The following is a 23,211-nucleotide window of genomic DNA, read 5'->3' on the forward strand; positions in this document are numbered from 1 at the left end:
TGGCGCACGGGGTCGGCTGCACGGTTGGATTCGGGCATGAAAGTCCTTTCCCCTCATCCCCCCGCCCCATCTGCTTCACCCTGCGACCACCTGTCGGATCGCCAGCGGGAATGTCTGGACCTGGCGGCCCTCGGTCTGACCTCCGCCCGGATCGGCGATCGTCTCGGCCTGTCGCCCCGAACGGTCGATGAGCATCTCATGACCGCTTGCCGCGTCCTGGGCGTCCGCACCCGCATCCAGGCCGTCGCCCGCCTCGCTGCGGTTCAGCGGCCGCTCGAACCCCGGACCTTCCTACCGTAAATCTCCGGCGGGGAGCTCGCGGGTCGCGGGGCCCGCTCCCGATCGGGTTTGCTTGGGGCTCACGCTGGAGCCCGCCTTGCTGGACCTCAATCTGATCCTCGCCCTGTCCCAGGCCTGCGCACCGCAGGTGGCCCCGGAAACCCTGGCGGCCATCGCCTATGCGGAGAGTCGGTTCAATCCGATCGCGATCGGCGTCAATCGGGGTCCCCGCCCGGCCCGTCCAGCGCGCGACGCCGCCGATGCCGCGCGCATCGCCCGCGGATTGCTGGCGCGGGGCGCGAACCTCGATCTCGGCGTGGCCCAGATCAACAGCGACAATCTGGACTGGCTCGGCCTGTCCGTTGAGGCGGCCTTCGACCCCTGCCGCAACCTCGCCGCCGCCGGCGTCGTCCTGCGCGCGGGCTATCGCCCGGCCAAGGGCGTCGACCGCCAGACGACCCTCAGGGTCGCGCTGTCCCGATACAACACCGGCCATCCGGAGCGCGGTTTCCGCAACGGCTACGTCGCCCGCGTCGAGGCGGCCGCCGCGACCCTTGGCGTTCTGCCGCTCGCCGCCGTTCGACCCGTCGCGGACGACCGATCCGCACCGCCGGTCCCGACGGAGCCCCCGGCCGCCTGGGACGTCTTCGGGCGGGCCCAGGCCAGCATCGTCCTCACCTTCACCGCTGCCCCAGACACGGAGTTCTGAGATGACCGCATCCGCGACCGTCCGCAGGGCCGGCGCCGCCGGCGCCATCGCCCTCGCCGCCAGCCTCGTCCTGGTCCAGCCGGCATTCGCCTCGGCCAATGTCGAAGGCCTGCTGCAGAACGTCGTCGACATGCTCACCGGCAACACCGCCCGACTGCTGGCCGTGCTGGCGGTCGTGGTCGTCGGCATCCTGTGGATGTTCGGCCTGTTCGACCTGCGGCGGGCGGCGATCGTCGTGCTCGGCATCGTCGTGGTCTTCGGCGCGGCCGAGATCGTCAACCTGATCACAGGCGGTGCGTGATGGAGGTGACCCTGCCCTGGCTGGCGGCCGCTTCGGCCGCGATCGTCCTGGTCCTGTGCCTGATGCTCGGCCTGAAGCTGATCTCGCCCACGCGGTTCGCCCAGATCCTCGCCGGCCTCGCCTCCGGGGTCGCCCTCGCCCTGACCCTGTCGCGGCTGTCCGCCGGAGGTCATCATGGCTGACGAACGCCTGACCGAAGACCCCTTGTTCCTGGCCTGCACCCGACCGGCCATGATCCTGGGCGTCCCCATGGAAGCCATGGGCGTCAACGTCATCCTCTCGGGGGTCGTCTTTCTGGTCGGCGGCAGCCTGCTCTATCTGCTTGTCGCGCCGGTACTGCATCTGGTGTTCCGGGCGATCTGCCGGGCGGATCACAACGCCTTTCGGCTGCTGTTCGTCTATGTCGACACCAAGGGTCGGTCGCGGAATGCGGCCCTCTGGGGCGGAAGTTCGGCGACGCCTCTCCCTCTGGTTCGCCGCTATCGTCTGACGGAGCTGTCCCGTGGCTGAGGGCGGCGTCCATCCGGCGCGCCTGCGGCGGGAGGCCGACGCCCGGCCGCACCTGCCCTATGCGCGTCACGTCTCGGACCATGTAGTCGCACTCGACAGCGGCGCCCTGATGATGGTGTTCCAGATCGACGGAGCCAGCTTCGAGACCGCCGACGCCCGGGACCTCAACGACTGGCACGTCAAGCTCAACCAGGCCTGGCGCAATCTCGCCGACGACCGCCTGGCGGTCTGGCATCATGTGGTCCGGCGTCCGGTGGAGCTGGAAGGCTCCTCCGGGTTTCGATCGACCTTCGCCGGCGAACTCGGCGCCCTCTACGACCATCGGGTCGCGCGCCGGCAGCTCTGGATCAACGAGCTGTTCGTCACCCTCGTCCTGCATCCGGGTCGCGACGCGGGCGACCGGGCCGCGGCGCTCGCGAAACGCCTGAAGGCGGCGCGCCGCAGCGACGGCGAGGTCGAGGTCGCCCATATCCGGCGCCTCGAGGAGGCCGGGCGCGACCTGGCCCAGTACCTTGGGCGGTACGCGCCGCGCCGGCTCGGTCTCTACGAACGCGACGGCCTGTGGTTCTCCGAGCCGATGGAGGTCATGCGGCTCGTCCTGACCGGACGCCGGTCGCCGGTCCCGATCGTGTTCGGCCACCTCGGCTCGGCGGTCTACACCGTGCGCGCCATCTTCGGTCGCGAGACCCTTGAGCTGCGGGACGCGGCCGATGCGCGATACGGCGGCGTCTTGGCTATCAAGGAGTATCCGGCGACGACGCGGCCCGGGCTGTGGGACGACCTGTTGAGCGTCCGCTTCGGCTTCGTGATCAGCCAGTCCTTCGCCTTCCTGTCCAAGGCCTCGGCCCGGGCGGTGATGGAGCGCAAGCAGAACCAGATGGTCTCGGCGCGCGACCGCGCCGCCTCCCAGATCACCGGCCTGTCCGACGCGCTGGACGATCTCGTCAGCAACCGCTTCGTCATGGGCGAGCACCAGGCCTCGATCCTCGTGCACGGCGACACGCCGACCCTACTGGCCGATCACCTGTCCAAGGCCCGCGCCATCCTCGCGGACTCCGGCCTCGTGGTGGCCCGCGAAGATCTGGGCCTGGAAGCGGCCTTCTGGTCCCAGTTCCCCGGAGCCTTCGCCCGCCGCACCCGGCCCGCCGCCATCACCTCGCGCAATTTCGCGGCCCTGGCGCCGTTCCACGCCCATCCCGTCGGCAAGGCCCGCGGCGCCCACTGGGGCGAGGCCGTCTCGGTGCTCCGCACCACGGCCGGTTCGCCCTTCTGGTTCAACTTCCATGTCGGCGATCTCGGCCACACCTTCATCTGCGGACCGTCCGGATCGGGCAAGACCGTGGTCCAGAACTTCATGCTGGCGCAGTTGGAGCGTTTCGACGCCCAGCAGCTGTTCATCGATAAGGATCGGGGCGCCGAGATCTTCGTCCGCGCCTGCGGCGGGACCTACCTCGCCCTGCGCAACGGCGAGCCGACCGGCTTCGCCCCGTTCAAGGCGCTCGACCCCGGCCCCGCCAACCGCGCCTTCCTGGTCCGGCTCGTCCGGGCCCTCGTCGCCCGCCCGAACGAGACCCTGACCGTGCCCGAGGCCCGCGCCATAGACCAGGGCGTCGCCGCTCTGGAGGCCTTGCCGCGCGAGCGTCGCTCCATCGCCGCCCTGCGCAGCCTCCTCGGTCAGGGCGACGCCGGCGGCGTGGGCGCTCGGCTGGAGCGCTGGCAAAGGGGCGGCCCGCTCGGCTGGGTGCTCGACAACGATGAGGACGCCCTCAGTCTGGAGGCCCGCTTCGCCGGTTTCGACATCACCCAGGTGCTGGACCACGACGAGGTTCGCACGCCGGCCATGCTGTACCTGTTCCATCGCATCGCCGAGCGGGTCGACGGTCGCCGCCTCGTCCTCGACATCGACGAGTTCTGGAAGGTGCTGGGCGACCCGGCCTTCACCGATCTCGCCCAGGACGGGCTCAAGACCTGGCGCAAGCAGAACGCCTTCATGGTGTTCGGCACCCAGTCGCCCGCCGACGTCCTGCGCTCCCCGATCGCCCACGCCATCCTCGAGAAGTGCGCGACCAAGATCTTCCTGCCCAACGCCCACGGTCAGGCGCGCGACTATGTCGACGGCTTCGGCCTGACCCAGGAGGAGTTCCGTCTCGTCCGCGAGGTCCTCACCCCGGAGTCGCACCGCTTCCTGGTCAAGCAGGGCCACGACAGCGTGGTCGTCGAGTTGGACCTCGGCGGCATGGACGACACCCTGTCGATCCTGTCCGGCCGCACCGAGACCACCGCCCTGCTTGACCGGCTGCGCGCCGAGGTCGGCGACGACTACGCGCGCTGGCGCGATCCCTTCCATGACCAGAGGAGGTTCCTGTGAGAGCCGGCATTCCCTTCGCCGCGGCGGCGGGCGCATTCGCCCTCGCCGTCGCCCCGACGGTCCAGGCACAGCAGATCGTCCACGATCCCCGGGCCCTGGCCCAGATGATCGAGGAGGCGCGCACGACGCTGGACCAGCTGAGGGCGCTGCAGACCCAGGTCGAACAGGGCCGGCAGCTGTTCGACAGCCTGAACGACCTGTCCGGCGTCAACGCCCTGGCCGGCGAGCTCGGCTTGCCGACGGTGCGCAATCCGCTGCCGGACATGCGCGCCCTTCGCGCCGCGGCCGACGGCGACCTGTCGACTCTCGGCGACCTGGCCGACCGCGCCGACGCCATCCGCCGCGACACCCGGCTCTACACGCCGCCGGCGGGCGACCTCGACCCGGCCGAGGCCTATTACCGCGACAGCCTCGAACGCGCCGGCGCCCGCACCGCGCGGGACCTCGCCGTCGGTGAGGCGGTGGCCGGCGCCGCGGACCGGCGTCTGCAGGGTCTGGAGACGCTCCGGTCCGCTCTCGACACCGCGCCCAACGCCCGCGCCGTCCTGGATCTCGAAGCCCGCCTCGCGGCCGAGCAGGCGATGATCCAGAACGAACAGGTCCGGCTGCAGGGTCTCGCTCTGACCCAGGCGGCCGAGGCGCGTCTGGAGGAGCAGCGCGCCCGCGAACGGGCCGAAGCCGCCCGGACGGCGCGCATGGACGTCTATGAAAGGGCGTTCCGGTGAAACGGTCCGCCCTGCTCGTCGCCCTCGGACTCGTCGGTTGCGGGGCGCCCGAGCGGACCGCTGAAGACTTCGCCGCCGATCCCGACGCGGCCGAGGCGGTCGTGGCGGCGTGCGGCGCCGGTCGAGTCGAGCGCGAATGCGAAGCGGCGCGTCAGGGCCTGGCCGAAGCGCGTCGGCAGGCGCGGATGCGCGTCTATGAGCGGGCCTTCTGAGGATCCCGACGATGAGCTTTCGCGTCTTCGAACCCAGCTACGACTTCATCGACGAACGGCTCAACGTCTTCCTCGGCGACCGCCTGTCGTCGGTGATCGCCGAGGTCGAGGGCCCGCTGCGCATCGCCCTGGTCCTCTATGTAGTGCTCTACGGCGTCGCCATCCTCAGGGGGGCGATCAGCGAGCCGGTGATGGACTTCGCGGTCCGCTCGCTGAAGCTCGCCTTCCTCTATCTGCTGGCGACCACGGCCGCCTATTCCACCTTCGTCACCGAACCGCTGTTCACCGGCCTGCCCAACGCCCTGACCCGGGCGGTCAGCGGCGCGGACACCCCCAGCGTCGGCGCGGCCTTCGACCAGTTCTTCGCCTATGCGGCTTGGCTGGGCGAGGACATCTCGCGTGAGGGCTCCGCCTTCAATCCGGGCCCTTGGGTGGTCTCGGCCGCCGTCTTCATCATCGGCGCCCTGGCCGCCGCCCTCGGCTTCGGCGTGGTGCTGGTGGCCAAGCTGGCCCTGGCCCTGCTCGTCACCCTCGGCCCCATCTTCATCGCCTGCGCCCTGTTCGATGCGACCCGCCGCTTCTTCTTCGGCTGGCTCAGCCAGGCGGTGAACTATCTCGTCCTGTTCGCCCTGATCATCGTCATCTTCCAGCTCGTCCTGTCGCTCGTCCGCGACCAGTGGGGCGCGATCCAGGGGGCCGACCCGATGATCGGCGGGCTGATCTTCATCGCCCTGTGCCTGCTGGGGGCGATCTTCTTCCTTCAGACCCCGGCCATCGCCGCCGGCATCGCGGGCGGCGCCAGCGCCGGCCTCGCCGACTTCGCCAACGCCGCGGCCCTGGGCGGGAGCGGCTCGGGCCGCACCCAGGGTCCGCAAGAAGCCAGCCGCCAACCGCCCAGGGGCGGCGGCTCCATCCGACCGAGAGGCGCCTGACATGACCCACCGCTCCCTTCTGCTCGCCGGCCTGATCCTGCTGGGCGCCTGCGCCCACCGGGGCGATCCGGCCCTGCCGACCTGCGACGGCACCGCCCGGCGGCCCGCAAATCCCCACGGCTCGGTGCTCACGCCCCGGGCCGAACCGCGACCGGCCGAAGCCGCCGTCGATGTCGGCCCCAACACCGGCCCCGACGCCGGAACGGGAGGCTGCGCATGAGCGGCGTCCCCTCCTCCGAGCTGAAGCGCTATTTCACCGAGGCGCGGCGCTGGGACCAGGACCGTCTGGCCGCGGCGCTGCGGTCCCGCCATCTCGCCTGGTCGGCGGCCGCCCTGGCCACGGGTCTGGCGGTGATCGCGACCGGCGCGGTGGCGATGCTGACGCCGCTGAAGTCCACCGAACCCTTCGTCATCCGGGTGGACCGGACGACTGGCGCGGTCGATGTCGTGCGCGGCCTCTCGGCCGAGGACGGGCCAGTCCGCTACGACGAGGCCGTCAGCAAGTACTTCCTCGGTCAGTATGTGCGCCAGCGCGAGGGCTACCTCGACCCGGCCGCCGAGGACGCCTTCCGTCTGGTCTCCATCTTGTCGGCGCCGGCTGAACAGCGGCGCTGGGCCGATCTGTTCCGCGGCTCCAATCCCGACAGTCCGCAGAACCTCTATGGCCGCGACGGCGAGGCCGTCATCTCGATCCGCGCCATCGGCTTCATCAACGACGGCGTCGCCAACGTCCGCTTCCACCGCACGGTCCGCCAGGCCCAGCAGACGGTGGAGAGCGACTGGATCGCCACCATCGCCTTTACCTACACCCGCGCGCCGATGTCGGAACCGGACCGGCTGAGGAACCCCCTCGGCTTCCAGGTGACCTCCTACCGCGCCGATCCGGAGGTCATCCGATGAGACGCCCCCTGTCCCTGCTGGCCCTGGCCGCCGGCCTCACCCTCGCATCCCCGGTCGCGGCGCAGGCTCCTCTGGACCCGCGCATTCGCGAACTCGCCTATGATCCGGCGGCCGTCTACCGGATCGCCGGAGCGTTCCGGACGGCGACCCAGGTCGTCTTCTCGCCGGACGAGACCATCCGACACGCCGCGATCGGCGACAGCGTCGCCTGGGAGGTGGCCGCGGAAGGGTCAGTGCTGTTCCTCAAGCCTCGCGAGCGCCATCAGGCGACCAACCTGCTGGTCGTCACCGAGCGCGCCGGCGTGATCCGCCACTACGCCTTCGAGCTCGTCGCCCGCGAGCCCGGCGACCGGTCCGCGATCGCCTATCAGGTCCGGTTCCGCTACCCGGCCGACGATCAGGCCGAGGCGGCCCGGGCGCTGGCCGTCCAGGCCGAGGCGGTGGAGCAGCGTCTCATCGGACTGGAGCTGGAACGCGGCGTGGTCGACGGGACCCGCAATCTGGCCTGGTCGGCCCAGGGCGACGCCGCCCTGCAGCCGAGCGAGGTCAGCGACAACGGCCGTTTCACCGTGCTGCGCTTTCCCGGCGTCCAACCCCTGCCGGCCGTGTTCGAGGTCGGGGAGGACGGGGCGGAACGCCTCATCCCCTATGACGTGCGCGGCGAGTTCGTCGTCATCCACGGCGTGACGCGCGGTCTGCGGCTGCGGCGGGGGCAGTCGGTGCTGTGCCTGTTCAACGACGCCTATGACGCCCGCGGCGTCGCGGTGGGCACAGGCACGGCCTCACCGACCGTCGACCGCGGGTCCCTCGGAGGCCGGTCATGACCGCGCCCGATCCCCTGCCGCCCGCTGACGCGCCGCCTCCACCCGCCGCGCCCGGCGATCGCGGCGTCTCACCGATCGCCGGCCGGTTCGGCGGACGGCAGGGCAGGCTCTTCACCCTGGCCGCCCTGGCCGTCGGCTGCGGCGTCTTTCTGATCGCCAGCTGGGATCGCGGCGACGCCGAACGCGGCGAGCCGTCCCGTCGCGACGAACCGGCCCGGCAAACGACACCCTTCGAGCCTGCCCGCCGTGAAGCGCCGCCTCTGCTCAGCGAGGCCGCCTTCGATCCGAACGCGCCGAGCCTGGCCGACGACGACGCCATCCCGCCTCTGGAAGCCGCGCCCCGGGGCGAACCCCCACACCGATCCGGCCCCAGTCCGGCGGAACAGCGGCTAGCCCTTGCCGAGAGCGCCCGGCGCGCCCCCGTGCTCGCCTACAGCCGGGCCGGCGGCCAATCTGGCCCGCCGCCGATCCCGACGACGGCGACGCCTCCCGGCGAACCCACGTCGCTAGACCAGCTCCGTCAGCTCACGCCCGTGGGCCAGACCCGCGCCGGCCGCCTGCCCGACCGCAACCTGCTGGTCACGGCGGGGACCAGCGTGCCCTGCGTCCTGCAGACGGCCCTGGACAGCACCACGCCCGGCTATGTGACCTGCGTCCTGTCGCGCGACGTCTGGTCCGACAACGGCGCCGTGGTGTTGATGGAGCGCGGCACCCGGGTTCTGGGCGAGTATCGCGGCGGTCTCCAACAGGGCCGCCGCCGGCTGTTCGTGCTCTGGACCCGGGCGGTGACGCCGACCGGGGTCGCCGTCGCCCTCGCCTCGCCGGCCGCCGACGCCCTCGGCCGGTCAGGGTTCGACGGCATGGTCGACACCCATTTCTGGGACCGGTTCGGCGCCGCGCTGCTGCTCTCCATCGTCGACGACGGCGTCCATGCCGCCGCGGGTCGGGACGACGGCGCAGCCTCCACCGCCCGCCTGCCGTCCGATGCCGCCAGCGTCGCCCTGCAGGGCTCGGTCGAGATCCCGCCGACGCTGCGCAAGGGCCAGGGCGCGGAGGTGTCGATCTTCGTCGCCCAGGACCTGGATTTCGCCGGGGTCTATCGGCTGCGGCCCCGCTGATGGACGACACCTCGGTCCTGGATCACTACCTCGCGCCGCTGCGCCCCTTCCTGGAGCCGGCGGCCGTGACCGAGGTTGTCATCAACCGACCCGGCGAGGTCGGGGTCGAAGCGGACGGGACCTGGCGCTGGACCGAGGCGCCTGAACTGACGGAGGCCTGGCTGCGAACTCTCGCCGTGGCCGCTGCGGCCTACACCCGTCAGGACGTCGGCCCCGAACAGCCGATCTGCTCAACCACCCTGCCCGGCGAGGTGCGCTGCCAGATCGTCCTGCCGCCGGTGGCGGCGGACGGGGGTCTTTCCCTGACCCTGAGAAAGCCGTCGCGGCGACGTCTGGGACTGAAGGAGTTCGCGGCGGCCGGCTTGTTCGACGAGGTCGCCGACGCCCAGACGGACGCCACGGATCTCGTAGACGCCGAACTGGTCCGTTTGCGGCAGGCGGGCGACTGGCCCGGCTTTCTGACCCTGGCGGTCACCGCCCGGCGCAACATCCTGATCTCCGGCGCGACCGGCTCGGGCAAGACGACCCTGGCCAAGGGGCTGATCGAGCTGATCCCGGACCACGAGCGGCTGCTGACCATCGAGGACACTCGCGAGTTCGTGGTGCCGCACCGCAACGTCGTCCATCTGGTCTATTCCAAGGACGGTCAGGGCCTGGCCCGGATCGGCCCGAAACAGCTTCTGGAAAGCGCCCTGCGCATGCGGCCGGACCGCATCCTGCTTCAGGAGCTCCGCGACGGCACGGCCTTCTTCTATCTGCGCAACGTCAACTCGGGACACCCGGGCTCGATCACCACGGTGCACGCGGATTCCGCCGCCCTGGCCTTCGAACAGCTCACCCTGCTGGTGCGGGAATCCGAAGGCGGGCGCGACCTGCCGCGCGAGGACATCCGCGCCCTGCTGCATCTGCTCGTCGACGTCGTCATCCAGATGAAGAAGGTCGACGGGCGCTTTCGGATGACGGAGGTCTGGCATGACCCGGTTCGCAAGCGCCAGCCCGGGGGCTAGGGCGGCGGTCGCCGCCCTCGGCGGCCTGGCCGCCTTGAGTCTGCTGGCCGCCCTCGCCGCCCTCATTGCCCTGATCGGTCTGGGCCAGGTCTCCGGCGACCTCGACCCCGCCCGTGTCCCCGGCTGGTTCTGGTACTACCGACAGGACCCGGAGGTGCGGCGCTGGCTGACCGTCGGCGTCTCGGTCTCGGCTCTGCTCGGCGGGGTTCTCGTCGCGGCGATCCTGCTCTCCCGACGCCGCCCCCTGCACGGCGCCGCCCGCTGGGCCTCCGGGTCCGAACAGCGGCGCGCGGGTCTGCGGGCCGACCGCGGCGTCCTCCTCGGCCGGGCCGACGGCGGCTTCCTCATCGCCGATGGGCCCGAGCACGTCATGCTCTACGCGCCCACCCGCACCGGCAAGGGGGTCGGCGTGGTCATCCCCAACCTCCTGGCCTGGCCGGACTCCGTGGTCGTGCTGGATATCAAGCGTGAGAACTTCCTCGCCACGGCGGGCTATCGCGCCGAGGCCGGCCAGATCGTACACCTGTTCGATCCTCTGGCGCGGGACGGCCGCACGGCGCGGTTCAATCCGCTCGGCCATGTCGATCGCGCCGACCCGATCGCGGTACTGGACGAGCTGCAGCGCATGGCGGTGATGCTGTTTCCGGTTCACGAGCGGGCCGATCCCTTCTGGGCGGAGGCGGCCCGGACGGGGTTCATCGGCGTCGGCGGCTATGTCGCGGCCACGCCCGAACGGCCCTTCACCCTGGGTGAAATCTTCCGCCAGCTGACCGCCGGAGACGCCCGCGGCCGCCTGCCCCGGATCATCGCGGCCCGGGAACAAGAGGGCCGCCCCCTGCCCGGCCCGGTCGTGGCGGCGCTCACCGACTTCACCGGCTCCAGCGAGAACACCTTCGCTTCGGTGCGCCAGTCGATCACGACCCGGATGGGGCTCTGGCTCAATCCCCGGGTCGACGCCGCCACCTCCGCCTCGGACTTCGACCTGCGCGACCTGCGCGGCGGCCGGCTCTCCCTCTATCTGGGCGCCACGCCGGACAACATGCTGCGCATCCAGCCGCTCTATGCGCTGCTCTTCCAGCAGCTGGTCGACCTGAACAGCCGCGCCCTGCCCGGCCCCGCCGACCGACCCGCCCTGATCGTGCTCGACGAGTTCGCCCGTCTCGGACCCGCGCCGGTGCTGGCACACGCCTTCGCCTGGGTCGCCGGCTACGGTCTGCGGCTGCTCGCGGTGCTTCAGAGCCCGTCCCAGCTGAGGGCCATCTACGGCCCGGACGTGGCCGAGGAGGTGATGACCAACTGCGGGGTCGAGATCGTCTTCGCGCCCAAGGAGCTGAAGATCGCCCAGGAGCTCAGCGATCGGCTGGGCGCCTATACGACGGACGGCCGCAGCCGCAGCCGGCCGACGGGACTGAGCCAGGGTCACCGCAGCACGACCGTGTCCGACCAGCGCCGGGCGCTGATGCTGCCCCAGGAGCTGATGCAGCTCCCGCAATCGGCCCTGATCGTGCTGAAGGCCGGCCTGCCGCCGGTGCGGGGCCGGAAGATCGCCTACTTCCGGGAGCGCGTCTTCCAGCGCCGGCTGCGGCCCGCCCCCGACCTGGCTCCCATCGCCGCGCCGAACGAGCCTCCTGTTCCAGAGGAGGATCCGATGGATTTCGACGTCATCGCCCGGGCCTTCGCCGCCGAAGGCCTGCCGCCGCCTCCAGCCGGGGCGGATGAGAGCGCCGTCGGCGCCTGGCTGGATCGGGTCGTCGATACGGCCGTGCTGGAGCGCGAGCCATGAAGACGCCCGACGCCGCCCCGTCCAACCGCCTCGGTCCCGCGCCGGGCCCGACCGGGTCGCGGCGTTCGACCGCCAAGGGCGATGTGCCGGAGGCGGTGCTCGATCGCTATCTGGTCGAGCGCGACCTGCGGGGCCGACCGGAACGCTTCTTCCGCGATCATCGCGCGTCCGAGCCGATGTTCCGCGATCAAGGCAGGTCGCTCGTCTCCAGCCAGGCCTATCCGGACGCGGTCGTCGACATGCTCAAGATCGCCCGCCACCGCGGCTGGGATAAGGTTCGGGTGTCCGGCGACCCGGCCTTCCGGCGCGAGGTCTGGATCCAGGCCCAGGCCTTGGGGCTGGAGGTGCAGGGCCATCGACCGCGAGAGCGGGATCGCCAGGCCGCCGGCCTCGACCGTCCGTCGCCCCGGCGAGACGCCGAAACCGCGAAGGCGCACGACGCGCTCGGCGAGCGTTTGGCGAAGGCCGCCATCGTCGTGGCGCGCCTGGTCCCTGACGCCGCAATCCAGACACGCCTGCTCGAGGCCGCCTGGGCGCGCGCAGGCCGCTCCCGCCCGACGGAGCGGGAACCGGCGCGTGGACGCGACCGGCAGCGTTAGCGGCGTCCCGTCTAGAACTGGTTCTTTAGGTAGGGCGAGACCTTGAAGGCCGGAAACGCAAGGCCGCCCCGCTTCAGGTTCATCAGGTCCCAGTACATGCCGAGCGCCAGAGGATCGCGGATCTCCGTCGGGACGTCGAAGCTGTAGTCGCCGTCGAACCGATCGCCGCGCCGCCAGGCCCGCGCATATTCCGGCGACAGATAGTCGAACAGGGCCCGCCGGATCTGGTCCAGGAACTCCGCGATGGTACTGGCGTGATAGGAGAAGACGTCCCTGTAGAACCAGTGGTGGAAGTCAGGAAGGGTGCGGTAGACCCTGCCCTCATCGATATCGTGGCCGTGCCGGGCGAGCATCTTGCGGATCTGTTTCACCCGCTCGCCCAGCCGTGAAAAGTTGTGCTTGTTGGCGTCCCCGACCACCTTCAGCAGCCAGATCCGTGAGACGCGCAGGTCCAGGGACAGATCCAGTTCGGAAAGCCAGACGGCCGGACAGTAGCACTCGGCGTTCAGCCAGTCGGCGAAGGCCGAGGCCGCCGCCGCCAGCCCCGAGGCGTCGGGACCGAGTTGCGGCTGGCGGCCGATGGCCTCGAGGTAGAAGAGATAGGTCCGGTCGGTTTCGCGCGAAGCTTGGCCCGACGGCGCGAAGGCGAACGGCAGGGCCGAGGGTTTCGGCTGGGCCAGAAAGTCCGCCAGAAGGATCGCGAAGACCCGTTTGTGCGAGCCGGACTCGAACACCAGATTGGTCGGCCGGGAGGTCACCGGGTACTGGAAGATCTCGAAATTGACCATGTCGTCGATCATGTCCCAGACGGCCTTCAGCAGGATCGCCTCCTGCTCGATGGCGGCATAGGTCATGGTCAGGCCGCCGCGGCGTTGGCGCGCCGGGCGAGATCCGCACAGGTCTCCATCAAGGCCTCGAACGGTTCGGCGTCCACCTCCAGCAGACCGTCCTCGACCATCCGGCGATAGTCCTCGCCCAGGGCCTCCAGGGACGCGCCTCCCGGCTTCAACTGAAGACCGCCGGCGGCCGCCCGACCGTAGTCGATCTCCACCCCGTCGGCGGTCTCGCGGAAGAACATCGCCTTGTGCCGCGCGACCGCCTCGGCGACCGCGCGATCGGTGATCGCCGTCGCCGCGAAACCGGCGGCGTCCAGACGGGCGAGATCGTGCCAGTGACGCGAGAAGCGATCCCCGCGCAGGCGACCCTGGACGCAATAGACATGGGCCGCGGTGGCCTTCTCCCAGAAGGTTCGTTCGGCGGCCATCACCCGCGGCGTGGTGATCGGGAACGCCACCCCCGGCAGATGAGCGGCCGCATCGCAGACCACCGGACGCGGCGCGCTCGGTTCGCCGGTCGCGCGGGCCCCGAACTCGAGCATCACGCTGGGCGAGACATAGCCCGTGCCGGTGCTGGTCGGGGCATAGTCCACGAAGGCCTTGGCGCCCTCGATCCGTACCCCGGCGGCGACGCCGTCAGCGGCCAGGCGCGCCTCGAGCATCGGCCGGACCTCGCCCTCGACCCAGAGCGGCAACAGCCGCTGAACGTCGCGCGACCAACGCCGCTCCTCGGCGCGGGTTTCCGGCACGGGGTCTTCGGGCGCATCGGCCAGGTCCGGAAGGAGCCGACGGATGTCATAGGTCAGTCGATGTCTTCGGAGAAGCGCTGGATGACGTCATAGGCCTTGGACAGGGACGTGCCGCCCTTGAAGACCAGCGCCTCGCCCAGCGGCGCCTCGAACAGGGCCCGAAGCGCCCACACGACCCAGACGTCCTTCTCCAGCAGGTGCGCGGGACGGCCCGACTCGGCCGCCGCCGTCGCGAGCGCCTCGATCCGGTCCTCGGCGGACAGCTGCAGGAAGACATCAGACATGCGCCGCCTGGCTCACCGAACGCGCCAGCCACGTCGGCAGACGTGGCCCGACGGACACCAGCTCTCCGAACGCCGAAGGGCCCAGCTTGCGCTTCAGGGTTTCGAGCGCTGTTCCGGCCTTCTCCGGCCCGAGCCAGGCCAGGGCGCGAACCGCCTCGCCGGCGGGACGATCGGCCAGGAGCAGCTGCCATGCGGGCGCGTGCTGGAACTCCACCGTCTGCTTGCCGACGCTGAAGATACGGCTCTTGCCGTTGGTCAGATAGACCATGCGGATAGGCACCTGGGTGGTCAGGCCGAGGGCATTGGCCGCCGCCGCCCCGTTGGAGGCGACGACCTCGCCACGCTGCTCGCTGACGGCGCGCACCACCTTTTCGATCGAGGGCGTGCGGGCGCCGAACCGGCTTTCCAACGGGCGCATGTAGACGCCGCGACTGGCGCGCAGCAGCCGCCCCCGGCGCACCAGCCGCGACAGGGCCTGGTCCACCGCGGCGCGGCTGCCCAGATGCAGCAACGCCTTGGCGGCGATCGGCGCGCCTTCCGGCAGCGTCGAGGCGCGCTCCATGATCTGATCGGCGAGTGTTTGCATCATAACCTCTGCGTCAGAAATATAGGTCAACTTCTGACACTTCGCAAACGCGACGCCCCACCTGCAATGTCCGACCTATCGGTCACGCGTCCGGCCGACATCGCGCCAAGCCTCCCGTCCCTGTCGCAGCGCCTGATCCCGAGTCATCGGCGCCGGCCGTTCCCGCACGAACCGCTCCACCAGAGCCGCGAGCGCGCGATCCCGGGGCTGCTCCGATCGCGACAAACGCAGGGCCTCGGCCACCAGGGTCCGCCGGATGGCCAGCTCGCGTATCCGGATCGCGTCCAGCCAGGGCGCTTCGCCGCCGCCTGCCGTGAGCGCGGCCCGATAGGCGGCGGCGAGCACTTCGGGCAATGGCCCCTGCCCCGCCGCGAACCGCTCTCGCATCTTGCGCACCGGGATGCGCTCGGCCTTGCGAGTGACGCCCCGCGTCCGGCGCGGCGTCGCCTCGGCCTCGACCGACCGGTCGCGAAGGGCGCGCGCGAAGTCTTCCCGCCAAACCTGCAGGTCGGCCTTGCGGGGATTCAACCGCTCGCCGTCCCGCCCCAATCTTCGCACCGTCAGATGGACGTGCGGATGTCGGCCTTCATCATGCAGAGCGAAGACGTATGAAAAGCGCTCGCCGAACGTCCCGGCCGCAAAGGCCCTCGCCGCGTCCTGCAGACGGGCGGCGTCGGTCCCGGCCGGCATGCTCAGCACGATCGACAGGGTGATCGACGCATCCCGCCGGCGTCCAGGCTCGAGGGCGAACTCCTCGGCCCAGTCGCGCGCCAGCTCTCGCACCTGCCCACGGCCTTCCAGTCGCTCTCCATCGGGCCCTTCCAGCGTCAGGGCGCCGTTGCGACTGATGTAATCCAGGTGCGCCTTCAGATGAGCGCCGTCCCGGGTTCGTCCGGTGATCTTCACCATCACCTCGGGTACGCGGCGCGCCACCCGCGCGAACCGGACGGACGGATTTCCGCCGTCCCCGCGAGACGGACGCAGCACCGCAGGCGTGATCCGGGCGCGCCGGATCTCGACGGGCGGACGCAGCACCTCCTCGAAACCACGCGATGACCGGAAGTCGGTCACGACGCCGGCGCCCAATAGGCGAGATTGCCCTCGAAGGCCTCGCCGAGCGCTTCGACCCAGGCCGAGATTTCGGCCTGGAAGGCCCCCAACTGAGCCACCTCCAGATCCAGCACCATGCCGTCCATCACGGCGGTGTTCAGCGCGCGGGCGATCTGGTTGATGTTCACGCCGATCCGCCTGAGCTCGCGGCGCGCCTCGATCAGGGCCAGAGCGTCCGGCCGGCTGAACTGCGGCCGATCATGCAGGCGGCGACGGATGAGCGCCACGCTCCATTGGGTTCGCGACAGGCCCGTCGCCGCCGCCTCGCGCTCCAGGAGACGCAGGTCCGCTTCGCCCAGACGCAGGGTCAGCTTGCCCGACCGCACAGCCACCGGCGCGTCCTCCGGCGCCGAAAGATCCGCTTGGGCGGCGCCGTCCATGAGCCGCCGGAGAAGCCGCGAGCGTCCGCCCTGACCAATCGCCGCGGCGTCGAACCGGCGGATCAGATCGGGCGAAACGCGGAGGGTGAGGCGGTCCATGGGAGAGCGGGTCTGTCAGACATTGCCGGCGCAAAGCCTATCCTGCCCTAGACCGTCACCTCCCTCGCCCCGCAGGCCTACGGGGCTGCCGCCCTCCCCTCGGCGACCGAAGCCGGCCGCTCGCCCCCCGCCCTGAAGGGCGCCCCAGCCGGGCGGGAAGCGTCGGAAGCCAGTCTCATGGATCGCCGAGGTTCGTGACCTCGCGCGTCAGAAATTCCAATCCATGCCGGGCCAAAGCAACGGCGGGAAAAACCTCCCCGACCTCGTAGTCATATCCCGGTGGCACAGGAATGATCCGTGCGCGCTCGACGATGGGTTCCAGACGCAGATGCTCCGGCAGAAAGGCCAGGAACGGTGGAGGATCGTCGGTGGTCGGCGTGAAGGTGTAGATAACCTCGCCCGACTCGCCCGTTCTCACTCCGGGTTCATAACCACCGAAGCCGCCGATCGAGATCGCGGCCTCCTGTACCGTCGCAACAGAAGCGAGGCCGTGTTCGTCGGCGTTTCGCGCCGCCCAGAGGTAGGTCACCGCAGCGTCAGTTTTCACGCGATTGATCGAGCGGACGTAATGGGCGTCGCTTCGGCTTCCTAGCGCATCGCACCGGTTGAGCCCTCGGCGCCAGTGGATTAGAAAATCTTCCCAGGCCGCCTTAGCCGCCGGGTAGGACTCGGCTGCCGCCAACGCGTCATAGGCCTGAAGCGCACGGTCGGCCGAATGCTTCGCGGCCTTTGACATGTCTTGGATCGCCCCCTCCGTCTCCATGAACTACACCTTTCAAGCGTAACGGCGACCCGAGGTTGGGACGACAATGACAGGAACAGGCGGCGAGCCACCCGACGACATCGAGCGGCTGATCCAGGAGGTTCTAGCCGAGCTGGGCTATAGCGGCGATGCGGCCGTCGTCGCGCGCAAGGTGAAGCGACTGAACCTGGGTTTGCCGGCCGAGGACGAGTTCTCGGTCATCTGCGCCTGGCTCGGACGATGTCGTCTGGTTCACAAGCTGGACCAGGCCCAGGCGCCGCTGTCGTCTCGGGACACATTCCAGGTTCCGGACCTCCTTGCCGCCTTCGACACGGGAGGGCCGGTTCTCATCGAGGTGAAGTCCAAGAAGAGCCCGACACTGTCGCTGAGGCCGGACTACCTAGGCCGTCTGCAAGCCTACGCGGATCTCGTAGGGCGGCCACTGCTTATCGCCTGGAAGTTCCACAGCATCTGGACGCTGTTCGACGCGCGGCACCTCCAGCTCGCCAGGACGAGCTTCAATATCAGCCATGAGCGCGCGATGAAGGAGAATTTGCTCGGACTGCTGGCAGGCGACGTCGCCTATGTGTTGAGGCCCGGCGCAGGCGTGCATTTCGACCTCGCGAAGGAAGAGCTCATCGGCGTCGAGGGCGACGCGGCGAATTTCACCGAAACCTGGAAGATGCGTGTTTCGGAGGTGTTCTTCACCGATGGAGACGGCGCCCGGCGAAGCGACCTGCATGGTGAAACGCAACAGCTTCTCGCGACATGGAACCTGGAGACGGTCGAGGACCATTCCCCGACCAGCATACGCAACAGCTTCATCGTCGGGGACGGGGGCGTGCAGTTCGCCCACGTCGCCCTGGTTCATCTTCTCACCTGGGAGGGCGGTCGAACCGGCCCGCCGCCTTGGCGTCAGTTGCTTCAAGCCCCGAAGATCACGCGCACCATCGACGACTTCGGTCGCGCCCTCGATCGCGCGCTCGGCGAGAAGGTCGTTCGCTACGTCTTCCACCAGCAGCCTCAAACCACCCCGGACTTTATCCTGTCGAAAGACGAGGCGGCGGCGCCGGGAGGCGCCGCCGCGACGGCCTAGCGGGACCAGATCAGGCTGTGCCCGCCCTCCACCTCGACCAGTGAGGCGTAGATCGGGGCCGGGAAGCTGGGATCGTCGAGCTTGACCGACAGATACTCGCGGTTCTGCTGGCTCGTCTTCTTCCAGGCGGCGCCGAACTCGGTCTGGCCGGAGAAGATGCGGAAGTCGGGGGCCTTGTCGTCGCTCTTCTCGTTGGCCCGCAGCTGGGCCGTCTTGACGTTGAGGGTCAGGGTCTTGATCGAACCGCTGTAGCTGCCGTCCGCTTGCTGGGTGAAGGTGCCGATAGTGGCCATGGAAGTCTCTCCTTGTTGATGTCGGGCCACGCCTGCCGCGGCCTCGATGGCGATCGCCGGACCGGAGGCCGGACGGCCCGCAGGACGAGCACAGCGAGACCCCGCAACGCAGCGGAGGACCGGGAGAGCGGCTTTCTTGCCTCGCGAGGAAGGCCGGCAGGCCGGGGAAGAAAGCCGAACGACCGGTTGCGGAAGCCGGACGGGCTTCGGTCAGATCAGGCCATTGAGAGGCCGCGCAAGGCTTGCCTGCTGCACGGGAGACGGCTGGTCACCCACGCCTGAACCACGCGGGCCAGTCACGCCGGTCGTAAGGATCATGTCGCCAATGTCGACGCAGCCTTTCAGCCACGAAGGGTTCGCCAAGGCCCCATCGCTCCAGCGTCTTCTGCACCTGCCCCCGTTCGATCAGTTCAAGCCTGGACGCCGGCCGCCCGCAGGTCGCACACCGGAAGCGCCCAGCGAACCACAGCTCACCCACGGCGACAGCGCGCGGGATCACGGGCAAGGCGGCCCCCTCGATCGACTCGGTCCTGCCGCAAGGTTCGCAGGCGATGCGCAACAGCAGCCCATGCCGCCGCGCGGCCTGCATCGTCACGAGACGCGGCGGAGCCGGCGGCCCAAACGGTCTGTGCATCCTAGAACCAGAGCTTGAGCGCGGCCGGCGAAATCGGTCCCTCGGCCTGATCCGCATTGTCGGTATAGGAGACGCACGCCACCCGATGCCCGCACCGGCATCGGAACCGATACGACGGCCCACTCGCCGGCCAGTATCGCGGCGCGCCGAAGACCGGACGGGGATCCATCAAGACCGCATGATCACAGAGCGGACTATCGCACCGCACCACCAAGCGTCGCCCGATCTCGGGAGCCATGTCTTCTCGCGACCTTCGCCGCTCACCCTGTATCATCACGGTCCGCTCCAACCAGCCAACCGACCCGGGTCCGCTCTATGAGCGGCAGCCGATTGAGACAAGCTGGAAGTTCTCGTTATGTTCCACAATCTGTGGACGGGTCTGCTCCGTGCTCATCAGCCATAGCTGAATGCGCGCCAAGCCTTGGCAAGCCGTTCCCACAGCTTTGGTCTGACCGGTCTGACGTCACCGAGAAGGTCTCTGACCGCCGTCGTCGTATTCTCCTGTACCCGCCCGAGCCGCTCAAGCAGGTGCACTAGGCAAACCGCATAGGCTTTGCGCGCCAAGGGCAGATCAAGCTTTGATGACGTGGAGCCGGAATGAACCACGTCCCCCCGGGCGCTGAACAATTTCCGCACAATCTCGACCACAGGGTCCGGCTGCCCCTCTGCAGTCAGGATGTGAGCTGCCCGATCCACAATACGGGCCGTAACGCCTCCGGCGTAGCTGTCGATCAGCAGTGACTCGAACGAGACAGCCAAACTGACGATCGCCTCGTGATCCGTTCCACTGCCGGTAAAGGATCGTCGGAACCAATAGACGGAATCGCTGACCTTGGCAGCAAAACGGGTCCGAGCTGTCTTGGGCCGCGCGGGCCCAACATTGGCTCGATGGAAATCTCCCAAAGCCGTCACGGCAGCCTCTACCCTGTCCTTCACAGCTTGGGAGGCGGCCATTGCCTCGAGCTGCAGATCCACGTTCAGGTCAGAGAGTTGCGCTAACCCGGTCGCAGAGAGGTTCATCGGAACGCGACGGTACGACAGATCACGCCCCCCGCCGGCATTCTCGAAGACGAGGTAGTGCCTGATATCCAGCGTCTCTCCGCTGGAGCGCGAGCTGCTGTATCGCCCGCTGGACTGCGGATCGATCAGAACCGAAAGCAGCATGACGAGCGCGGCGCCGAGCCCGAGCTTGCGCATATATTCGGATTGGTTCTCGTAGGCCCCAACCGCATACGACCGCACGCGGATCATCATGAGTGGATTCTCGGATAACCACTTGAGCCGCGGATTGGCGTGTTCCTGAAGAAGCGCGTGGGTCGGAATGGGCGACGAGATCCCAAGAGCCGAGGCCGCTCGCTCAACGAATTCGACGGTCTTTTGGATCGACTGGGTTTGCGGCACTACGGCGATGCCCAACGCCGCGAAGGCGACATCTTCGATCTCGGGCGCCCCGAGTCGAAACCGCCGCATCACGCCATAGCCGTGGAGCGGGTAAAGAACGAACCCGGGTTCATGGAATGACTGCTGGTTCAGTTCAGCCACGGCATCGCCGACCGGATCGACAGATCCGCCGCGGATCAGCCGGAAAATCAGAGGATCGATGATCTCGATACCGACGTGCACGTCCTGTTGATTTAGCAGTGCGTGAAGCTCGAGGCGCAAGGGCTTGATAGCCGCCTCGACCTGTTTGAACTCCCGCGTATCCTCACCGAAATTATAGACGAACTCATCAAGGCTTTCGGAACCCCGAAGCCGGTTCAGCAGAGTGGTCGTCGCGACAACCTGCTTTCGTCGTGTGGTCGTGATCGGCGCGGGACTGGGGATCATCAAACACTCTCGGGCCCGGGGGTCATGACAGCATGCCTAATGGCGAGCGACCTCCAGACCAACACCTTTGCACCAGCGTCCGCCGCCGCTCTGACCAGGTCACTGAAGGGCCTGCAGCACCAGTTCGACAGCCGCCTTCAGGTCGCGAACGATGAGAGCCCCGGGCACGCGGACCGACCGCATGCCAGCCGCTTCCAAGCGCTGGCTGATCGCCTCATCTTTCCGAGCGGCCTTGCCGCCACGGTGATGGCGGGTCGAGTCGCAGAAGACCGCCAATCGCTGCTCGGGAAAGAACATATCGGCTTCGGTGATCAGCCCTGGGAGATCACTCAGATCCTGGGCCCAAAGATCGTAGAGGGACGGATAGGCCGAGCCGTCGTCGAAAAGCAGCATTTGCAGGATCGGCGTCAGGTTCTCCCGCAGCAGCCCCTGCAGGAGGAAGAGTTCGATCGGGGATTCAGCGCCCCAGACGCGACGTGCTCGGAACGTCTCGAACGGCGAGAACATCAGCCTGGTCCGGTGCCGGTGATATTTGCGGAAGGGTTTGCCCTCCCCCATGCCCATGTTGACCACGCCCACGGTCTCGGGATCGAAGCCGAGTTGAAGGTAGTACATGTCCGTCACAAGACCGAGCCCGTCCGGGAACGCGTTCCGCGGCTGATCACCCAGAAACACGGTGATGTTGCCCCAACCGCCCCAGTGACCCGTGAACGGATTGAAATCGACGTAGCAAGGCTCCTGCTGCTGGAGCACTGCATTTAGATCGATCTGTCGGACGTACTCTGCATCGACATTCGACAGGACCGTCCCGCGCTTGTTCGCCGGGACCAGTGAGATCGCATACGGCACCCCCATCATGACGCCGTCGATTTCGCGGAAGGCGGCGATGCTGGTCACCACCGAGACCATCTGAAACCGTGTGCCCTTTCGGCGATAAAGCTCGATTTCTCCGTCCGAGGGTCGGTCCTCGAGGACGAAGCCGGCGGCTTCCATCATCTCGCCCGTGATCGGCTGGACGCCGCCAAGGTGAAGCATGCTGAGCTTGACCCAGTCCGGTACTGTGCCGAGTTCCAGACCGATGGGCAGCGCCGGAATGACCGCGTAGTTGGGATCCTCAAGGAGATAGGCCGGCCGGTTGTCGATCACGGCGTAAACCGTCGGATCACGCGTCGTCCGTCCCGGCCTCTTGCCGCAACTGAACGAGCCGTTCTTCGCACACGGTCCTGACCAGGCCTCGCAGCACCTCGACGCGTTCCGTCAGCCAAGCCAATTCTTCGCTGCTGATCTTGTAGTGCTTGGAGTAGCGAGCCTTCACATATGCCTCGCGCAGCAGTTCGAAACAGCGGCGTTCGAACTTGGTCTCGCGAGGCCAGGCCTCCGACAGGCGCGGGTCGATGGCCTCGGTCTTCTTTCGCAGGAAGGCCAAGTTGTGGGCCTTGCCGCTGTAGAGCGTCACCACCAGCAGGATGCAGTGGTAGAGATGCTCGCTGGCCTGATGAAGATTGAAGGCGGCGAGCTTAGGCTCATCCGTGGCGACGCAGAACGCTGCGACTTTCGAAAAGCTCGCGGAGCTGGCCATCCAGTCTTGAAAGAACCCTTCCGCCTCCGCGAGAGCCGCCTGCGCTTTGATATCCGCCGGCTTGTGCATCTTGGCGCCCGGCGTGTCGTAGAGGACCACGCCATCGCGAACGATGTCGGCGAAGAAGTAGCGGCCGCGATCGAGTTGCTCGTTCACGTCGTCGAGGCTGTGAACGATGATGCTCACCGGCGTTCGGATTTCGCCCTCCCCCGGCATCGTGCGGTTCTCGGCGTCATGCCAGAATTCGCCGTCCGTCAGGTCTTCATGGTCTACGACGACCAGTAGGTCGAAGTCGGAGAAGTACCGTCCGACCGGGTCGTGGACCCAGTCGCCACGCGCGTACGATCCGTAAAGGATGATCTTGAGGATCTTGCCGTTCTTCAGTCGTTCGGCGCGCCGCGTCGCGACGGCCTCTGCGAACGATTCTTGGATCACCTCGACCACGCGGCGCAGCTCCGCCTGCTTCCGCGCCGGCAAATGATCGAGGCTTCTCTTCATGAGTTGAGTCTCTCCGAAGGCACGCCAAACGGCAAGTGTCCCCCACCGACCTCTCAAGTGGCGGTATAAGACACCCAAGATGTGGATTGGTTAACACCCACTTGCCCCAACATCTGGTGTCGAGTAGCGTACGAGGCCGCGCAGGGCTGTTGGGTGCAAGCTTGTCGCGCGACGGACCTAGGAAGGGAGCGTCGTGGCGTTATCGACACTTAGTGAAGCGAGTCGGCCGGA

28 protein-coding genes are annotated in these 23,211 nt (G+C 68.6%); 17 read left to right on the forward strand and 11 right to left on the reverse strand.

The genetic code is table 11. The annotated features are described in order from the left end of the window. Window positions 1-36: 36 nt before the first annotated feature. From E7T10_RS11985 to E7T10_RS12060, 16 genes are all read left to right on the forward strand, one after another. Window positions 37-300, forward strand: coding sequence for a helix-turn-helix transcriptional regulator (locus E7T10_RS11985; protein ID WP_137721965.1), 264 nt, complete (start codon window positions 37-39; stop codon window positions 298-300). A gap of 76 nt (window positions 301-376) precedes the next feature. Beyond that, window positions 377-988 carry a lytic transglycosylase domain-containing protein gene (locus E7T10_RS11990; RefSeq protein ID WP_137721966.1) on the forward strand — a complete coding sequence of 204 codons (612 nt, stop codon included), beginning with the start codon at window positions 377-379 and terminating at the stop codon, window positions 986-988. Between the two features lies 1 nt (window position 989). Beyond that, window positions 990-1,289 (forward strand): TrbC/VirB2 family protein, encoded by a 300-nt coding sequence (locus tag E7T10_RS11995; RefSeq protein ID WP_066624959.1) that lies wholly within the window; start codon window positions 990-992, stop codon window positions 1,287-1,289. Next, entirely contained in the window at window positions 1,289-1,471 is a 183-nt protein-coding gene (locus E7T10_RS12000; protein WP_137721967.1) for a hypothetical protein, read from the forward strand. The genes E7T10_RS11995 and E7T10_RS12000 overlap by 1 nt, the downstream gene beginning before the upstream one ends. After that, the gene (locus E7T10_RS12005; protein WP_137721968.1) at window positions 1,464-1,799 is read left to right on the forward strand and encodes a type IV secretion system protein VirB3; all 336 of its coding nucleotides are present in this window, start codon (window positions 1,464-1,466) and stop codon (window positions 1,797-1,799) included. The genes E7T10_RS12000 and E7T10_RS12005 overlap by 8 nt, the downstream gene beginning before the upstream one ends. Then, entirely contained in the window at window positions 1,792-4,167 is a 2,376-nt protein-coding gene (locus E7T10_RS12010) for a VirB4 family type IV secretion/conjugal transfer ATPase (RefSeq protein WP_137721969.1), read from the forward strand. Before E7T10_RS12005 ends, E7T10_RS12010 begins: the two co-directional genes overlap by 8 nt. Further along, window positions 4,164-4,892, forward strand: coding sequence for a type IV secretion system protein (locus tag E7T10_RS12015; RefSeq protein WP_246846004.1), 729 nt, complete (start codon window positions 4,164-4,166; stop codon window positions 4,890-4,892). The genes E7T10_RS12010 and E7T10_RS12015 overlap by 4 nt, the downstream gene beginning before the upstream one ends. Further along, the gene (locus tag E7T10_RS12020; RefSeq protein ID WP_137721970.1) at window positions 4,889-5,104 is read left to right on the forward strand and encodes an EexN family lipoprotein; all 216 of its coding nucleotides are present in this window, start codon (window positions 4,889-4,891) and stop codon (window positions 5,102-5,104) included. The genes E7T10_RS12015 and E7T10_RS12020 overlap by 4 nt, the downstream gene beginning before the upstream one ends. Window positions 5,105-5,115: 11 nt before the next feature. Further along, the gene (locus E7T10_RS12025; protein ID WP_137721971.1) at window positions 5,116-6,036 is read left to right on the forward strand and encodes a type IV secretion system protein; all 921 of its coding nucleotides are present in this window, start codon (window positions 5,116-5,118) and stop codon (window positions 6,034-6,036) included. A 1-nt stretch (window position 6,037) separates the two neighbouring features. Then, window positions 6,038-6,256: a hypothetical protein gene (locus E7T10_RS12030; RefSeq protein ID WP_137721972.1), complete on the forward strand. Its 219-nt coding sequence runs from the start codon at window positions 6,038-6,040 to the stop codon at window positions 6,254-6,256. Continuing rightward, entirely contained in the window at window positions 6,253-6,936 is a 684-nt protein-coding gene (locus E7T10_RS12035; RefSeq protein WP_137721973.1) for a virB8 family protein, read from the forward strand. Before E7T10_RS12030 ends, E7T10_RS12035 begins: the two co-directional genes overlap by 4 nt. After that, complete coding sequence (locus tag E7T10_RS12040; RefSeq protein ID WP_137721974.1) at window positions 6,933-7,760, forward strand: TrbG/VirB9 family P-type conjugative transfer protein; 828 nt, start codon at window positions 6,933-6,935, stop codon at window positions 7,758-7,760. The genes E7T10_RS12035 and E7T10_RS12040 overlap by 4 nt, the downstream gene beginning before the upstream one ends. Then, window positions 7,757-8,878: a type IV secretion system protein VirB10 gene (virB10, locus tag E7T10_RS12045; protein WP_137721975.1), complete on the forward strand. Its 1,122-nt coding sequence runs from the start codon at window positions 7,757-7,759 to the stop codon at window positions 8,876-8,878. The genes E7T10_RS12040 and virB10 overlap by 4 nt, the downstream gene beginning before the upstream one ends. Further along, window positions 8,878-9,885: a P-type DNA transfer ATPase VirB11 gene (gene virB11 / locus E7T10_RS12050; protein ID WP_137721976.1), complete on the forward strand. Its 1,008-nt coding sequence runs from the start codon at window positions 8,878-8,880 to the stop codon at window positions 9,883-9,885. Before virB10 ends, virB11 begins: the two co-directional genes overlap by 1 nt. Then, a complete protein-coding gene (locus E7T10_RS12055; protein ID WP_137721977.1) occupies window positions 9,851-11,668 on the forward strand; it encodes a type IV secretory system conjugative DNA transfer family protein in 1,818 nt (605 codons plus the stop codon). The genes virB11 and E7T10_RS12055 overlap by 35 nt, the downstream gene beginning before the upstream one ends. Continuing rightward, window positions 11,665-12,267, forward strand: coding sequence for an LPD7 domain-containing protein (locus E7T10_RS12060; protein ID WP_137721978.1), 603 nt, complete (start codon window positions 11,665-11,667; stop codon window positions 12,265-12,267). Before E7T10_RS12055 ends, E7T10_RS12060 begins: the two co-directional genes overlap by 4 nt. Before the next feature lie 11 nt (window positions 12,268-12,278). Here the strand turns inward: E7T10_RS12060 and E7T10_RS12065 are convergent, their stop codons facing one another. From E7T10_RS12065 to E7T10_RS12090, 7 genes are all read right to left on the reverse strand, one after another. Then, a complete protein-coding gene (locus E7T10_RS12065; protein WP_137721979.1) occupies window positions 12,279-13,121 on the reverse strand; it encodes a hypothetical protein in 843 nt (280 codons plus the stop codon). A 2-nt stretch (window positions 13,122-13,123) separates the two neighbouring features. Beyond that, window positions 13,124-13,852: a nucleotidyl transferase AbiEii/AbiGii toxin family protein gene (locus tag E7T10_RS12070; protein ID WP_210416090.1), complete on the reverse strand. Its 729-nt coding sequence runs from the start codon at window positions 13,850-13,852 to the stop codon at window positions 13,124-13,126. A gap of 53 nt (window positions 13,853-13,905) precedes the next feature. After that, complete coding sequence (locus E7T10_RS16050) at window positions 13,906-14,136, reverse strand: nucleotidyl transferase AbiEii/AbiGii toxin family protein (protein WP_210416091.1); 231 nt, start codon at window positions 14,134-14,136, stop codon at window positions 13,906-13,908. After that, window positions 14,129-14,722: a DUF6088 family protein gene (locus E7T10_RS12075; protein WP_210416092.1), complete on the reverse strand. Its 594-nt coding sequence runs from the start codon at window positions 14,720-14,722 to the stop codon at window positions 14,129-14,131. The genes E7T10_RS16050 and E7T10_RS12075 overlap by 8 nt, the downstream gene beginning before the upstream one ends. Window positions 14,723-14,797: 75 nt before the next feature. After that, window positions 14,798-15,793: a relaxase/mobilization nuclease domain-containing protein gene (locus E7T10_RS12080; RefSeq protein ID WP_246846006.1), complete on the reverse strand. Its 996-nt coding sequence runs from the start codon at window positions 15,791-15,793 to the stop codon at window positions 14,798-14,800. Continuing rightward, window positions 15,790-16,311: a MobC family plasmid mobilization relaxosome protein gene (locus E7T10_RS12085; RefSeq protein WP_137721982.1), complete on the reverse strand. Its 522-nt coding sequence runs from the start codon at window positions 16,309-16,311 to the stop codon at window positions 15,790-15,792. Before E7T10_RS12085 ends, E7T10_RS12080 begins: the two co-directional genes overlap by 4 nt. Window positions 16,312-16,486: 175 nt before the next feature. Then, window positions 16,487-17,047 (reverse strand): hypothetical protein, encoded by a 561-nt coding sequence (locus E7T10_RS12090; RefSeq protein ID WP_137721983.1) that lies wholly within the window; start codon window positions 17,045-17,047, stop codon window positions 16,487-16,489. A 199-nt stretch (window positions 17,048-17,246) separates the two neighbouring features. Here E7T10_RS12090 and E7T10_RS12095 point away from each other — a divergent pair, with 199 nt between their 5' ends. Then, on the forward strand, window positions 17,247-18,149 hold the full coding sequence (locus E7T10_RS12095) for a hypothetical protein (protein ID WP_210416093.1): 903 nt from the start codon (window positions 17,247-17,249) through the stop codon (window positions 18,147-18,149). On the opposite strand, the gene E7T10_RS12100 is transcribed toward E7T10_RS12095, so the two are convergent. The 4 genes from E7T10_RS12100 to E7T10_RS12115 form a co-directional block, all read right to left on the reverse strand. Next, window positions 18,146-18,442 (reverse strand): DUF736 domain-containing protein, encoded by a 297-nt coding sequence (locus tag E7T10_RS12100; RefSeq protein WP_017505563.1) that lies wholly within the window; start codon window positions 18,440-18,442, stop codon window positions 18,146-18,148. The two genes, E7T10_RS12095 and E7T10_RS12100, sit on opposite strands and share 4 nt — an antisense overlap. Before the next feature lie 1,027 nt (window positions 18,443-19,469). After that, entirely contained in the window at window positions 19,470-20,903 is a 1,434-nt protein-coding gene (locus E7T10_RS12105; protein ID WP_137721985.1) for a HEPN domain-containing protein, read from the reverse strand. Between the two features lie 99 nt (window positions 20,904-21,002). Next, window positions 21,003-22,049 (reverse strand): hypothetical protein, encoded by a 1,047-nt coding sequence (locus E7T10_RS12110; RefSeq protein WP_017505566.1) that lies wholly within the window; start codon window positions 22,047-22,049, stop codon window positions 21,003-21,005. Window positions 22,050-22,065: 16 nt separating this feature from the next. After that, entirely contained in the window at window positions 22,066-22,926 is an 861-nt protein-coding gene (locus tag E7T10_RS12115) for a nucleotidyltransferase and HEPN domain-containing protein (RefSeq protein ID WP_246846008.1), read from the reverse strand. Window positions 22,927-23,211 lie beyond the last annotated feature (285 nt).

Origin of the sequence: Brevundimonas sp. SGAir0440, from assembly GCF_005484585.1 — a bacterium.
GTDB lineage: Bacteria > Pseudomonadota > Alphaproteobacteria > Caulobacterales > Caulobacteraceae > Brevundimonas.

Bases quoted from the DNA above. Each gene is read 5' to 3' on its own strand.
- E7T10_RS11985 (WP_137721965.1), top strand. From the start codon at position 37: ATGAAAGTCCTTTCCCCTCATCCCCCCGCCCCATCTGCTTCACCCTGC.
- E7T10_RS11995 (WP_066624959.1), top strand. From the start codon at position 990: ATGACCGCATCCGCGACCGTCCGCAGGGCCGGCGCCGCCGGCGCCATC.
- E7T10_RS12000 (WP_137721967.1), top strand. From the start codon at position 1,289: ATGGAGGTGACCCTGCCCTGGCTGGCGGCCGCTTCGGCCGCGATCGTC.
- E7T10_RS12005 (WP_137721968.1), top strand. From the start codon at position 1,464: ATGGCTGACGAACGCCTGACCGAAGACCCCTTGTTCCTGGCCTGCACC.
- E7T10_RS12025 (WP_137721971.1), top strand. From the start codon at position 5,116: ATGAGCTTTCGCGTCTTCGAACCCAGCTACGACTTCATCGACGAACGG.
- E7T10_RS12030 (WP_137721972.1), top strand. From the start codon at position 6,038: ATGACCCACCGCTCCCTTCTGCTCGCCGGCCTGATCCTGCTGGGCGCC.
- E7T10_RS12035 (WP_137721973.1), top strand. From the start codon at position 6,253: ATGAGCGGCGTCCCCTCCTCCGAGCTGAAGCGCTATTTCACCGAGGCG.
- E7T10_RS12040 (WP_137721974.1), top strand. From the start codon at position 6,933: ATGAGACGCCCCCTGTCCCTGCTGGCCCTGGCCGCCGGCCTCACCCTC.
- virB10 (WP_137721975.1), top strand. From the start codon at position 7,757: ATGACCGCGCCCGATCCCCTGCCGCCCGCTGACGCGCCGCCTCCACCC.
- virB11 (WP_137721976.1), top strand. From the start codon at position 8,878: ATGGACGACACCTCGGTCCTGGATCACTACCTCGCGCCGCTGCGCCCC.
- E7T10_RS12055 (WP_137721977.1), top strand. From the start codon at position 9,851: ATGACCCGGTTCGCAAGCGCCAGCCCGGGGGCTAGGGCGGCGGTCGCC.
- E7T10_RS12060 (WP_137721978.1), top strand. From the start codon at position 11,665: ATGAAGACGCCCGACGCCGCCCCGTCCAACCGCCTCGGTCCCGCGCCG.
- E7T10_RS12065 (WP_137721979.1), bottom strand. From the start codon at position 13,121: ATGACCTATGCCGCCATCGAGCAGGAGGCGATCCTGCTGAAGGCCGTC.
- E7T10_RS16050 (WP_210416091.1), bottom strand. From the start codon at position 14,136: ATGTCTGATGTCTTCCTGCAGCTGTCCGCCGAGGACCGGATCGAGGCG.
- E7T10_RS12075 (WP_210416092.1), bottom strand. From the start codon at position 14,722: ATGCAAACACTCGCCGATCAGATCATGGAGCGCGCCTCGACGCTGCCG.
- E7T10_RS12085 (WP_137721982.1), bottom strand. From the start codon at position 16,311: ATGGACCGCCTCACCCTCCGCGTTTCGCCCGATCTGATCCGCCGGTTC.
- E7T10_RS12090 (WP_137721983.1), bottom strand. From the start codon at position 17,047: ATGTCAAAGGCCGCGAAGCATTCGGCCGACCGTGCGCTTCAGGCCTAT.
- E7T10_RS12100 (WP_017505563.1), bottom strand. From the start codon at position 18,442: ATGGCCACTATCGGCACCTTCACCCAGCAAGCGGACGGCAGCTACAGC.
- E7T10_RS12105 (WP_137721985.1), bottom strand. From the start codon at position 20,903: ATGATCCCCAGTCCCGCGCCGATCACGACCACACGACGAAAGCAGGTT.